This window comes from Kribbella sp. NPDC003557 (assembly GCF_040610805.1).
Classification (GTDB): Bacteria; Actinomycetota; Actinomycetes; order Propionibacteriales; family Kribbellaceae; genus Kribbella.
Window position 1 is genome coordinate 769,540 of record NZ_JBEXMY010000002.1, and the last position, 12,046, is coordinate 781,585.

The 12,046-nt window shown below is 70.3% G+C and carries 16 protein-coding genes; 4 read left to right on the forward strand and 12 right to left on the reverse strand.

Annotation, left to right across the window (positions count from 1 at the left end):
- Positions 1–63 precede the first annotated feature (63 nt).
- From ABZW60_RS09545 to ABZW60_RS09575, 7 genes are all read right to left on the reverse strand, one after another.
- Positions 64–1,410, reverse strand: coding sequence for an 8-oxoguanine deaminase (locus ABZW60_RS09545; RefSeq protein WP_355475297.1), 1,347 nt, complete (start codon positions 1,408–1,410; stop codon positions 64–66).
- Positions 1,411–1,412: 2 nt separating this feature from the next.
- On the reverse strand, positions 1,413–2,321 hold the full coding sequence (pucL, locus tag ABZW60_RS09550) for a factor-independent urate hydroxylase (protein ID WP_355475298.1): 909 nt from the start codon (positions 2,319–2,321) through the stop codon (positions 1,413–1,415).
- Positions 2,322–2,327: 6 nt separating this feature from the next.
- A complete protein-coding gene (uraH, locus tag ABZW60_RS09555) occupies positions 2,328–2,645 on the reverse strand; it encodes a hydroxyisourate hydrolase (RefSeq protein ID WP_355475299.1) in 318 nt (105 codons plus the stop codon).
- Positions 2,642–3,136, reverse strand: coding sequence for a 2-oxo-4-hydroxy-4-carboxy-5-ureidoimidazoline decarboxylase (uraD, locus tag ABZW60_RS09560; RefSeq protein ID WP_355475300.1), 495 nt, complete (start codon positions 3,134–3,136; stop codon positions 2,642–2,644). The genes uraH and uraD overlap by 4 nt, the downstream gene beginning before the upstream one ends.
- An 86-nt stretch (positions 3,137–3,222) precedes the next feature.
- Positions 3,223–3,636 carry a helix-turn-helix domain-containing protein gene (locus tag ABZW60_RS09565; RefSeq protein ID WP_355475301.1) on the reverse strand — a complete coding sequence of 138 codons (414 nt, stop codon included), beginning with the start codon at positions 3,634–3,636 and terminating at the stop codon, positions 3,223–3,225.
- A complete protein-coding gene (locus ABZW60_RS09570; RefSeq protein ID WP_355475302.1) occupies positions 3,629–3,868 on the reverse strand; it encodes a thiamine-binding protein in 240 nt (79 codons plus the stop codon). The genes ABZW60_RS09565 and ABZW60_RS09570 overlap by 8 nt, the downstream gene beginning before the upstream one ends.
- Before the next feature lie 10 nt (positions 3,869–3,878).
- Positions 3,879–5,078 carry an aldolase/citrate lyase family protein gene (locus tag ABZW60_RS09575; protein WP_355475303.1) on the reverse strand — a complete coding sequence of 400 codons (1,200 nt, stop codon included), beginning with the start codon at positions 5,076–5,078 and terminating at the stop codon, positions 3,879–3,881.
- A gap of 112 nt (positions 5,079–5,190) precedes the next feature.
- Here ABZW60_RS09575 and ABZW60_RS09580 point away from each other — a divergent pair, with 112 nt between their 5' ends.
- Entirely contained in the window at positions 5,191–5,952 is a 762-nt protein-coding gene (locus ABZW60_RS09580; RefSeq protein WP_355475304.1) for an IclR family transcriptional regulator, read from the forward strand.
- Between the two features lie 9 nt (positions 5,953–5,961).
- Here ABZW60_RS09580 and ABZW60_RS09585 read toward each other — a convergent pair whose 3' ends face one another.
- From ABZW60_RS09585 to fgd, 4 genes are all read right to left on the reverse strand, one after another.
- The gene (locus ABZW60_RS09585; RefSeq protein ID WP_355475305.1) at positions 5,962–6,342 is read right to left on the reverse strand and encodes a VOC family protein; all 381 of its coding nucleotides are present in this window, start codon (positions 6,340–6,342) and stop codon (positions 5,962–5,964) included.
- Positions 6,343–6,414: 72 nt separating this feature from the next.
- A complete protein-coding gene (locus ABZW60_RS09590; RefSeq protein ID WP_355475306.1) occupies positions 6,415–6,996 on the reverse strand; it encodes a GNAT family N-acetyltransferase in 582 nt (193 codons plus the stop codon).
- Positions 6,997–7,736: 740 nt separating this feature from the next.
- Positions 7,737–8,312, reverse strand: a complete 576-nt coding sequence (locus ABZW60_RS09595) for a GNAT family protein (RefSeq protein WP_355475307.1) — start codon at positions 8,310–8,312, stop codon at positions 7,737–7,739.
- Between the two features lie 10 nt (positions 8,313–8,322).
- Positions 8,323–9,327, reverse strand: coding sequence for a glucose-6-phosphate dehydrogenase (coenzyme-F420) (fgd, locus tag ABZW60_RS09600; RefSeq protein ID WP_355475308.1), 1,005 nt, complete (start codon positions 9,325–9,327; stop codon positions 8,323–8,325).
- Between the two features lie 92 nt (positions 9,328–9,419).
- Here fgd and ABZW60_RS09605 point away from each other — a divergent pair, with 92 nt between their 5' ends.
- From ABZW60_RS09605 to ABZW60_RS09615, 3 genes are all read left to right on the forward strand, one after another.
- Positions 9,420–9,743 carry a hypothetical protein gene (locus ABZW60_RS09605; protein ID WP_355475309.1) on the forward strand — a complete coding sequence of 108 codons (324 nt, stop codon included), beginning with the start codon at positions 9,420–9,422 and terminating at the stop codon, positions 9,741–9,743.
- 376 nt (positions 9,744–10,119) lie between these two features.
- Positions 10,120–10,950, forward strand: a complete 831-nt coding sequence (locus ABZW60_RS09610; protein ID WP_355475310.1) for a carbon-nitrogen hydrolase family protein — start codon at positions 10,120–10,122, stop codon at positions 10,948–10,950.
- 36 nt (positions 10,951–10,986) lie between these two features.
- Positions 10,987–11,478 (forward strand): methylated-DNA--[protein]-cysteine S-methyltransferase, encoded by a 492-nt coding sequence (locus tag ABZW60_RS09615; RefSeq protein ID WP_355475311.1) that lies wholly within the window; start codon positions 10,987–10,989, stop codon positions 11,476–11,478.
- Positions 11,479–11,585: 107 nt separating this feature from the next.
- On the opposite strand, the gene ABZW60_RS09620 is transcribed toward ABZW60_RS09615, so the two are convergent.
- On the reverse strand, positions 11,586–12,038 hold the full coding sequence (locus tag ABZW60_RS09620) for a hypothetical protein (RefSeq protein ID WP_355475312.1): 453 nt from the start codon (positions 12,036–12,038) through the stop codon (positions 11,586–11,588).
- Positions 12,039–12,046 lie beyond the last annotated feature (8 nt).

Consider the following 12,046-nt stretch of genomic DNA (forward strand, 5'->3'; position numbering starts at 1 on the left):
TGTGGACAACCGCGCGGGACCTTGGACAGCGCATGGCTTGTCCAAGGTCCCCAGCGGGGGTGCTCAGCTCAGCAGACTGGCCTGGGTTCGGGCGACTTCGGCGGCGAGGGTGGGCTCGTCGGCGGTGAGGAGTGCGTCGTGTTCGACGACGGGGCGGCCGTTGGCGAGGAGGAGGGTGAGCGGCGGGGGTGTGGAGAGGGCCAGGGCGGCGACGGGGTCGGGGATGCCGGCGTGCGGGAGGGTGGTGAGGTTCCAGACGGCGAGGTCGGCGAGTTTGCCGGGCTCCAGCGAGCCGATGTCGGCGGAGCGGCCGAGGATGCGGGCGCCGTCGAGGGTGGCCATCTCCAGCGCGGCGCGGACGGTCAGCGCCTGCGGGCCGCCGCGGGCGCGGGCGAACAGGAGCGCGTGTCGCAGCTCCTCCACCAGGCTGCCGGATTCGTTGCTGGCGGCACCGTCCACGCCGAGTCCGACGGGTGCTCCGGCGGCGCGCAGGTCCGCCGTACGCGCGATGCCGGCGCCGAGGCGGGCGTTCGAGCTGGGGCAGTGGGCGACGCCCGTACCCGTTCCGCCGAGGTGCTTGATCTCCGCGTCGTCGAAGTGGATGCCGTGCGCGAACCACACGTCCGGTCCGGTCCACCCGAGCCGGTCGGCGTACTCGAGAGGCGTGCAGCTGAACGTCTCCCGGCACCAGTCCGTCTCGTCGGTCGTCTCGGCGAGATGGGTGTGCAACCGCACCCTGCGCCGCCGCGCCAGCTCCGCCGACTCCCGCATCAGTTCCCCGCTGACGCTGAACGGCGAGCACGGCGCCACTACGAGCTGCAGCATCGAGTCAGGCGACGGGTCGTGCCACCGGTCGATCGCGGCCTCGGTCGCGGCGAGGATCTCGTCGCGGTCCTCGACCACGGAATCGGGCGGCAGCCCGCCGTCCTTCTGGCCGCGGTCCATCGACCCGCGCGCAGGATGGAACCGCAGCCCGATCTCCCCGGCCGCCGCGATCTCCGCCGCGAGCGGGTCGCCGCCGTCGCGCGGGAACACGTAGTGGTGGTCGGCCACGGTCGTGCAGCCGGTGCGCGCGAGCTGGGCGAGCGCCGCCCGCGCCGCGACGTACACGGTCTCCTCGGAGAATCGCGCCCAGACCGGGTACAGCGTCGTCAGCCACTCGAAGAGCGTCGCGTCCGCGGCGAGCCCGCGCGTCACCCACTGGTACAGGTGCTGATGCGTGTTGACGAACCCCGGCGTGACCAGGCAGCCCCGCCCGTCCACGACACGGGCGTCGTCGTACGCCGGCGCGGGGCCGGGCCCGACCGCGACCAGGCGATTGCCCTCGGCAACAACATGCCCGGTGAACTCGCGCCGGGCCGGATCGAGAGTCGCCACGTAGGCGCCCTCGATCACGATCCTGCTCGCCATGGTCAGCAGAATCCCGGTGTCGCAAGCCAGGCGGACCCGGCGTCGCCGGCGTCGTCGCGGGTCACCGAGGCCTCGATCAGGCCGTACGGGCGGTCCGCGGCGATGAACACCTCGCCGGGGTTCTCGACGCCGAACGGCGACAGGTCGACCAGGAAGTGGTGCTTGTTCGGCGCCGAGAACTTGATCTCGGCAACTTCCGGATGCGCCTCCAGCACCGCGGAACCCATGCCGTAGAGCGTCTGCTGCAGGGCCAGGCTGTGGATGTTCGCGAACCGCTCGAGCAGCAGCCTCTTGATGCCGTCGTACGACTTGTCCCAGTCGATGGAGCCATCCCCGGTCGGACTGGCGTCGTACCGCCAGCGCGCGACCAGCGACGTCGCCAGGATCCGGTCGTCGGTTTCCTGCAGGGTCGTGTACTTGTCCTTCAGGAACCCGTGGAACTCCGACCCGGTCGACTTCAGGACGACGAGATCGCTGATCCCGGAGACGACGTACGTCTTGCGCTGCGCACCCCGGCCCTCGACGTTGACGACCGTGTTCCGGACGCCGGTGCCGGCCCGGACGAACGCGTGGTCGTGGTCGTCGATGCGTTCCCAGGCGTACTCCTCGACCTCGATCCGCGCGCCCTCCGCCTCCGGCGAGGCGTCCAGGAAGTGGGCGCCGAGCGTCAGCGCGTAGTCCTCGATCGCCCCGACGCCCTTCTCCTTGGCGAAGGCGAACGCGGTGTTCTTCTGCGTGTCGGTCGGCAGGACGTCGCTCTGGTCGCCGGTCGTGTGCGCGGCCTCGAAGTTGCCGCGCAGCGAGGTCGACACGTTCAGGTCGCGGATCGTGTGGCGGGGCGTGTCGCGGTAGACGCGGACGACGCGGTTCTCGGCTTTGCCGTACTGGTTGGCGCCCAGGTGGATGGCCATCGGAGGTCAGCTCCCTCGGTAGGTGGAAAACGCGAACGGGCTGAGCAGCAACGGGACGTGGTAGTGCCGCTCGTCGGCGACCGTGAAGGTCACGGAGACCTCGGGAAAGAAGATGTCCTGGCCGGTGGCCTTCGCGTACGCCGCGACGTCGAACCAGAGCCGGTACGTGCCCTGCTCCAGCGCGGGCCGCAGCTCGGCGATCCGGCCGTCGGCGTCCGTCGTACCGGTGGCCTCGAGAACGTCGCCCCGGTAGAGCCGGACGTCGACGTTCTGCGCCGGCCGGCCGAGCGCGGTGTCCAGGACGTGCGTGCTCAGCGAACTCATGCCTCCACCACCTTGCTCAACCGGAGCAGTGCGATCTTGCGCAGCTCCTCGTGGACGACGGTCGCCTCGGTCGCGTCGTCGTGCGTGAGCCGCGTCCGCAGGCTGTCCAGTATCTGCGCCGCGGACAGCCCGGTGGCGCAGATCAGGAACACCCGGCCGAACCGGTCCTCGTACTGACGGTTGCCCTCAGCAAGTTCTTGCCGGACCGCCGGGTCCTCGCCGACGCCGGACTGCTCGTTCCGCGACCAGTTGGCCTCGGTCCCGGCGCCCTGCGGACGGTCACCGATCCGCGGGTGCGCCTGGAGCGCGCGATCGACCTCGTTGTCGTCGAGCTCCCGGAGCGACTGGTCCGCGACCGCGGTGAGCGCGGCGCGATCGCCGTACGGCCGCTTGGCCAGGATCGCGTCGACCCAGCGGGGCACGTCACAGCAGGCCGCGAGCGCCGGCCGGAGCCGGTCGGCCGGAGCGGAGTTGAACTCCTGCAGGTCCACGGATCACACCTTCTCGAATCCCGAAATCGACTTTCCGTATGACGAGAGTGGCATTGCTCAGGCCGTGCGTCAACAGTTTGTTGAAATCAGCGGGCGCGGTTGAGGTAGTTGTAGACGGTGAAGCGCGTGACGCCGAGCGCCTCGGCGACGATCTCGGCCGATTTCCGGTACTCGAACGCACCCCGCGCCTCCAGCAGCAGCACGGCCTGCTGCTTGTCGTGCCGGGACAGGTCGCGCAGCGGACCGCCCAGCTCCGCCGAGACGTCGGCCAGCAGGCTCTGCACGCCCCCGTCGATCGACCTCTCGGCCGTCCTGCCGGAACCCTTTCCGGCGGTCTTTCCGGGGATTTCCTTGGGCGGCAGGCGGACGGCGACGACCGGCTCGCCGTCCCAGGCGAGCGTCACGTCGTCGCCGTGGGCATCATCAGGGTCGATGAGCTGTGCGTTCAGCCGCTCGACGAGCGGTGCGATCGCCTGCACCAGCGGGTGCTGCTCAGGCATCGCGCCGGACCTGCAAGGTCACCTGGCTCGCGCCGCCGGCGAACGCCGCCTCGAGCACTTTCGGGAGGGCAGGCAGCAGCAGGTGCTGTTCACCGCTGACCTGCGTCCCGAGCGGGCCGAACTCGCAGTCGAGCCCGGCCTCCTCCGCCGCGCGCAACGCCTCGGTGGCGTGCGCGGGCGGCGAACCGTCCACGTCGAACGGTTCCGTGGTGAACTCCGCAACCAGTCGCATGCTGCCGAGGCTAGTCCTCGGACACCGGCCGGCGGGCGAGTCGAGCCAGGACTGTGGTGTCGAACTCGGTCGTCTCGATCGCACCGCACTCGACGCCGCGAAGCACGAACCCGGCCAGCGCGGCGGCGGTCGCGGGCTCGTCGAGGTAGCCCGACTCGCCGTCACCCAGGTACGCCCGCAGGCGTTGCGCGGCCTGGTCGTACCCCTCCCGGTAGAAGAGGTACGTCGCTGCGAAGCGGGTCGGGAGCTGAGCTGGGTGCATGTCCCAGCCCTGGTAGATGCCGCGCGCGAGCGAACGCCGTACCAGCCGGAAATGCAGCCGCCACGCATCGTGGACCGCGTTGCCGACCGGCAGGACGTTGGTCGAGCCGTCGGACACGAAGACCCCGGTGCCGGCCGCAGCGAGCTGCATCACGTCCTTGGCGTGGTCGGCGACGGGGTGTTCCATGCTCTGGTACGCCGCCGCGACGCCGAGCGAGGCGGAGTAGTCGTAGGTGCCGTAGTGCAGCCCGGTGACGCGCTCGCCGCCGGCCTTGATCATCCGGGCGACCAGCGCCGTCCCGTCCGCACCGAGGATCGCCTGCGGGGTCTCGACCTGGATCTCGAACTTCACCGGCGGTGTGCGGTGCTTGCGTTCGAGCGTCTCCAGGACGAGCACGAACGCCTCGACCTGCTCGACCGAGGTCACCTTCGGGAGCGTGACGACGAAGCCGTCGTCGATCGCCCCGAGATGCTGGAGGAACAGGTCGAGCGTCCGGACACCGCGCCGCCTGGTTGGCGCCTCCAACGATTTGACCCGCAACCCGGCGTACGGAGTGTGCTTGGCTGTCGCGAGCGTTCGGGCGGCGGCGATCGCGGCAGCATCCTCCTCGTCGTCCGGCCGGTTGCCGTAGCCGTCCTCGAAGTCGATCCGGAGGTCCTCGATCGGCTCGCGCTCGAGCTTCGCCAGGACGCGCTCGTACACGTCGTAGGTCACGTCCGCCGAGAGGATCTTCGCGAGGTCCGCGGCCGAGGCGGCGTACTCGTCGAGGGCCGCGCGCGCCTGCGCACCCCAGTCGTCCACCGTGCGGGCGTCGTACCGATCGGCCGGCACGTACACGGTGTGGATCGGCTGCCGGACGCCGCGATCACCGCGGTAGTCGGCGGCCAGCGCCGCATCGGCGGCGGCCAGGCGGCGGTCGAGTTCGGTTACCAGGTCATCCAGGCTCACTACAGCCTCCTTTTCCGTATTGTGGAGACTAATATCTACTCTGCGGAAGACACAAGCATGCGACCTTCCGGGATCTGGCGCTAAACTTCCGTGATCCGGAAAGGTAGGGGCTATGGCGGAGACGAACGGCAAGGGCCGCACCGGCAGCGTGCAGTCGATCGAGCGCGCCTTCGGGCTGCTCGAGACGATGGCCGACGCGGGCGGGATGATGGGCCTGTCGCAGCTGGCCACGGCCTCCGGGCTGCCGCTGCCGACGATCCACCGGCTGGTGCGCACCCTGGTCGACCTCGGCTACCTGCGCCAGGAGCCGTCGCGGCAGTACGTGCTCGGACCGAAGCTGATCCGGCTCGGGGAGAGTTCGTCGCACATGCTGAGTGTGTTCGCCCGGCCGCATCTCGCGCGGCTCGTCGACGAGCTCGGCGAGTCCGCGAACATGGCGATGCTCGACGGCGACCAGATCGTGTACCTGGCGCAGGTCCCGTCGCGGCACTCGATGCGGATGTTCACCGAGGTCGGCCGGCGCGTGCTCCCGCACTGCACCGCGGTCGGCAAGGCGATCCTCGCGCAGTACTCCGACGCCGAGGTCCGCGAGCTCCTGCACCGCACCGGCATGCCGCAGCACACCGACAACACCATCACGTCCCCCGACGCCTTCACCCAGCAACTCCACCACGCCGCCGACACCGGCTACGCGATGGACGAAGGCGAACAGGAGGTCGGTGTCCGCTGCGTCGCCGTGGCCGTCCCCGATGCTCCCTCGCCCTTGGCCATCTCGATCTCCGGTCCTGCCGGGCGCATGACCGAGCCCTTGGTGGAACGGGCCATCCCGCTTCTCACCCAAGCCGCCAAGTCCCTCTCCGAAGACCTGCACTGAAGCTGGGCGTTAGTTGGCCGGCGGCTGCAGGACGCAGAACTCGTTGTCGTCGGGGTCGGCCAGCACGTGCCAGACCCACCCCGCCTCGACGACCGGCTCCTCGGTCATCAGGCGAGCGCCCAGGTTCCGTACCCGGGTGACCTCGGCATCCAGGTCACGTGTCCGCAGATCCAGGTGCAGCCGGTTCTTGCCGAGCTTCCGGTCGGAAACCTTCTGCAGCAACACCTCGACGCCGACCCCGTCCGCCGGCACCAGGCTGAGGTACACCTCCGACTCCCCGGCCCGCACATAACCGAGCACAGCGGCCCAGAACTCCGCCGCCCGCTCCAGATCCGCCACGTCGACCACGACGACCAACTCACCACGCAGGTACCGCTGAGGTGTCCGCATTCCCCGACGGTACGACTCCGCCGGACGCCGGCGCACCGGAGCAGGCTCACCCGGGTAGGCCGGGGTCCGGGCTCAGCTGTCGGTACGTAGCCGCCCGTGCAGGTGCCAGTCGTGCCAGCCGTCCGCGTGCATGATCGCCTGCCGCAGAGTCCCTTCGAGCTGGTACCCGGCGTTCCCCGCGACCCTGCAGGACGCGGTGTTCTCGGTGGAGTGGTGGATGTTGAGCCGGTTGAATCCCGCCTGCCCGAATGCCCAGGCCGACAGCGAGTCGACCGCTCCGGCCGCGACACCCCGGCCCCGAGCCGTGGGTGTTACCCAGTACGACAGGGCTGCCGACCCTTGCGTCAGCGAGACCTCCCGCAACCCGACCTGCCCGAGCGGCTCGTCATCCCCGCCGACAACCGCCCAACTGGCCCCCGTCTCGGCATCCCAGTGATCAGCCCACTGCCCGACCCACTCCTCGGCCTCCCCGAGCGTGTCGAGCCGCCGAACATGCCACCGCTGAATCTCCGGACACCCGAACGCCGTCCGCACAGCACCGGCATCCCGCCCCTGCCAAGGCCGCAACAACAACCCACCCCGCACCGCCAACCGAGGCTGAGCCACATCCCGCAAAGTCCCCCGACCCAAAACCGATCCCACAAGCAGAGGCATCCCGAGATGCTAGTGCCACAGGCCCAACCACGCCCGCGCAGCACACCCAGCCGGGGCGGGCGCCATCGGAGTGTCAACGGTTCAGGCGCCGGGCGTGCTCTCACCCGCGGTCGCCCCGAGCAAGCCGCAGCCGGCAACCCAGCCCTTCACGCCCAGCCACTCAAGCTCAGCCCCGTCACACTCAGCCCTCACGCCCAACCGCTCATGCTCCGCCGTCACACCCAGCCCCTTCACGCCCAGCCACTCACGCTCGGCCCTGTCACATCCAGCCCGTCGCACCCAGCCGCTCATGCTCCGCCGTCACACCCAGCCCCTTCACGCCCCAGCCGCTCACGCTCGGCCCCGTCACGCCCAGCCCGTCACACCCAGCCGCTCATGCTCCGCCCCGTCACGCCCAAGCCCTCACGCCCAACCCTCACCACAACCCCACAGCCTCGCCTCAGTTGATGAGCGAGTACCTGCCCCGCCTAGCAGTCACCCGCGAGCGCAGCGAGCAGCCCGCGGGCGCCAGCCCGCACCCCACTGGCGCAAGCCGGAAGCCCGGGCGCCAGCCCGGCACACCCCGGCGCAAGCCGGAAGATCCCGGCGCCAGCCGGAAACAATGCACGGCGCTAAGCCGGGGGTGGGTGGGAGCGCGCGGAGCAGGTGCGCTGAGGAGCGCAGCGACGAAGTAGGCGCCGGCGTAGCACGCGTGGGTCGGCTTTACTGCTCCGTGGGTCGGCTGTACTCCCCGGCTTATCTCACGGTGCGTACGTGCGCCAGTGTTCGGTGAGTTTGTAGCCCAGGGACTGGTTGGCCTGGAGGCTGGCCTGGTTGGCGGCGGCTCCGCCGGTGCTGAAGCGGGTGATGCCGATGTCGAGGAAGGCGAGGATCGACGCCGCCTTGACCGCCTGGGCTACCCCACGCCGCCGGTGCGTGGCGAGCACCGACGTGAACCGCGTGTCGCCGAACCCGTCCTTCTCCCGGATGACCGTCGCGCCGACCAGCCGGTTCCCGTCGAAGGCGCCGAACGCGCGGTGCTCCGGCCAGAGTGCCCGGGTGTCGGCGAGCTCCCCGACCACTCGGTGCGTGGCCGGCGTGTACGGGTAGTCCACCTCGTTGGACTTCTCCAGCGCGTGGAGATCCGCCGCGGACTCGGCCCCGAGTTCGCGGATCGTGAGTCCACCGGCCGTCGCCCGGCGTACGGCGGACTCGAGCAGCTCACGGTCGGGGTCGAACAGCCGCACCGCCCACGACTCGGCGACCACGCGGTACCCGGCTGCTTCGAGCTCGGCGCACCGCGGGTCGTTGTCCTGGACGATCTCGTAGTCACCCACCCAGCGATTGTCAGCCCAGTTTGCGCAGCAGCGGAAGGACATCCTCGGTGAACTGGGTGAGGAAACGCTCCTGGTCGTTCCCCGGACCGTGGACGACGAAGTGGTTGAACCCGGCGTCGGCGTACGGCTGGAGCTGCTTCACGGCCTCCTCCGGGTCGGACGCCACGATCCACCGCTTCGCGACCTGCTCGATCGGCAGCTCGTCGGCGAGCCGCTCCATCTCGGTCGCGCTGGTCACGCTGTGCTTCTGCTCGGCGGTGAGCGACAGCGGGGCCCAGAACCGGGTGTTCTCCAGCGCCTGCGCCGGGTCGCGGTCGTAGGAGATCTTGACCTCGAGCATCCGGTCGACGTCCTCGAGCTTCTTCCCGGCCTTCTCGGCGCCCTCGCGGACGGCGGGCATCAGCTGCTCGGTGTACAGGTCCATGCCCTTGCCGGACGTCGCGATGAACCCGTCTCCGGCGCGCCCGGCGTACCGCGCGACCAGCGGGCCGCCCGCGGCGACGTACACCTTCAGCGGGGTCTCGGGGCGGTCGTAGATGAACGCGTCGACGGTCTTGTAGTACGGCCCCTCGGAGCTGACGCCGTCCTTGGTCCACAGGTCGCGGATCAGCTGCACGGACTCCCGGAGCCGGGCGAACCGCTCCTTGAACTCGGGCCACTCCATGCCCGACACCGCGATCTCGTTCAGCGCCTCGCCGCTGCCGACGCCGAGCATGACCCGCCCCGGGTACAGCACGCCGAGGGTCGCGAACGCCTGCGCGATCACCGCCGGGTTGTAGCGGAACGTCGGCGTCAGCACCGACGTACCGAGCAGCACCCGGTTGGTCCGCTCGCCGACAGCCGCCAGCCAGGCCAGCGCGAACGGCGCGTGACCGCCCTCGTGCCGCCACGGCAGGAAGTGGTCCGACACGGTCACACTGTCGAGCCCGAGTTCCTCGGCCCGCACGGAGTACTCCACCAGATCCCGCGGCCCGAACTGCTCCGCCGAAGCCTTGTACCCGACCCGAATGCTCACCCTCTGCTCCCAACGTCGTCTGCGCGTACTCCGGAAGACAACCGCGCCCGGGTCCGACTTTATGCCGCCCGGGGTGGCTACGATCCAGAACCGTGTACTCCGACGACGCACTTGTGCTGGGTCTCATCGGTACGACGTTCCGCGCGGCCCGGCTGCCCGCGATCCGCGTGACCGTGCCCGCTGCCCTCGCCGAGCGCGCGGTCGCCGCCTGGCGCCGGGACGAGACGGGCGCCGTACCCGATCCGGAGCACCCCGCGGACCGGGTGCGTCGCTACCGCGCCGGCGCGCTCGCGTTGATCGGGCTCTCGATCACCGAGCGCGGACAGCTGGACGACGACGGGAACGCCGTCGTGGAGCTGGACCCGGAGCTGATCGGCGTCGCGATGGACGCGGCCGACGACGTCGCCCGCCGCTGACCGGCGCCCTCATCGACGGAGACCGGCAGCCCTCATCGACGGACCGGCAGGCGTCATCGACCGACCGGCGGGTCTCATTGACGCCGGCCGCCGGGGTCGGGAAGGATGTGGGTCCGGCGCGGCCCGCGCCTCACCTTCGTCGACCGGCCCCAGCTCGGTCACAGCGAGAAGGCAAAGGGACTTCCTGTCTCGGGCCGCTCGTCCTGGTCAGCCGCCTCGACGGGATCGCTGGGGGATCGCGTGCGAGTGCGTGGAAGGCCAGATGACAGCGCACAGGAATCTCAAGCAGCGGGTCCGTGCCCGCGCCGCGAAGACCGGCGAGTCCTACACGACTGCCCTCCGGCACTTCCGTCCGACTCCACAAGGAGAACCAGACATGCCGGAAGCCCTACGGATCGCCGTCACGCAGTCGACGGTTCGTGAAGACCCGACGAACGCCGCGCTCCTGCGCGAGAGCGGCGACGAGGTCCGCCGACTGATGCGGGAGGCCGCCAGGTCAGGCGCGCGGCTGGTGCACTTCCCCGAGGGAGCGATCTGCTTCCCGAGCAAGCTGATCATGTCCGAGCTCGGCCCGGACGAGGTCGGCCCGTCCGACTGGACCAAGGCCGACTGGGCCGCGCTGCAGGGGGAGCTCGACCAGATCGTCGCACTCTCCCGCGAGCTCGGGATCTGGACGGTGATCCCGTCCGTCCACCAGGTCCCCGACGCCCGGCCGCACAACAGCATGTACGTCGTGTCCGACCAGGGAAAGGTGGTCACCCGGTACGACGAGCGGATGCTCTCCACCACGAAGGTCACCTGGATGTACTCCGCGGGCAAGGAGCCGGTGACGTTCGAGGTGGACGGCGTCCGCTTCGGGCTCGCGCTCGGGCTGGACGTGCTGTTCCCGGAGCTGTTCACCGAGTACGACAGCCTCGGCGCCGACGTCGTCCTGGTGTCGTACGCGAACAACTCCGGCCCGAACGATCACATCGGCGTGCAGGTTCGCGGAGCCGCCGCGAACAACACGTCCTGGATCAGCCTCGCGGCGACGGCCAGCCCGGGCACCGGCCTGACGTCCGGGATCGCCGACCCGCGCGGTCGGTGGCTGACGCAGGGCGCCGCGGACAGCACACCGTCGGTCGCGGTCGCCGAGCTGGCCACCGACGAGCTCGCCACGATCGGCCGCGACTTCCGCCGCCGCACGCGGGAACGCATCCGCTCCTAGCCCTCACAGGTCCGGGGGCTGACGCGTTCCATCCGCATGAACAGGCATGCGGTTGTCAGTACCCGGATCGGTGAGCTCACGTTGGTCGCCGCGGACGATGTGCTGGTCGGCGTCTACATCCCGCATCACTGGGTGAAGCCGTCGGCGGAGACGCTGGGTGAGCGGGTCGAGGCGTCCGACCCGCTCATCGCCGTCGTCGTCGACCAGTTGGAGGAGTACTTCACCGGGGCGCGCCGGTCCTTCGACCTGCCGACCCGGTTGGAGGGCGAGGTGTTCCAGCGGCGCGTGTGGTCGGTGCTCGAGCAGATCCCGTACGGCGAGACCACGACGTACGGCGAGATCGCGGCGCGGCTCGGGGAATCGGCGCAGGCGGTCGGCAAGGCGGTCGGGCAGAACCCGCTGTCGATCGTGGTGCCGTGCCACCGGGTGATCGGGAAGGACGGGTCGCTCACCGGCTACGCGGGCGGATTGAAGCGCAAGCAGTTCCTGCTCGACGTGGAGGAGCCGGTGGGCGCGCGGTTGTTCTGAAGGCGGACCTCAGTCACTCACCAACCCCGGCGAATCGACGGCGGCAGACCGGCGACGAGCGTGCCACGCCGCGGCGCGGCGTCGTTGGTGAGTGACGGGCGTCCGCGCTATCGACTCAGGTCGCCGACCTGGGCCGCGTACCAGTCGAGCTCGGTCAGGTGTTCCGCGATCTCGCGCAGCGTCCAGTTGGGGCTGCGGTCCTTGTCCCACTCGGCCGGGTCGAGCGCGGCGTACCGCAGCGCGAAGGTCCGCCCGAGCCGCTGCAGCCGCTGCTCGGCCTCGCGCACGTCCTCCACCGTGAACGGCGCGAGGTCCGCGGCGGACGTGAGCGCGCTCGCGTGCCACTCGTCAGGCTGCGTCGGTACGCCGGCCAGCAGCGCCTCAACCTCTGCCAAGTGGTCAATCATGTGGTCGGCGATTCGCCGGACGGCCTTGTGCGGGGTGAACGTGCGGCCGTCGTCGGACAGACGCGGTTCGCCGTCCCACGCCGGCCAGGTCACGATGTACTGCAGGCACCGCTCGACGGCCCGCTCGACGAGTTCTCCGGGGTTCTGTGTCATGCGGCCGA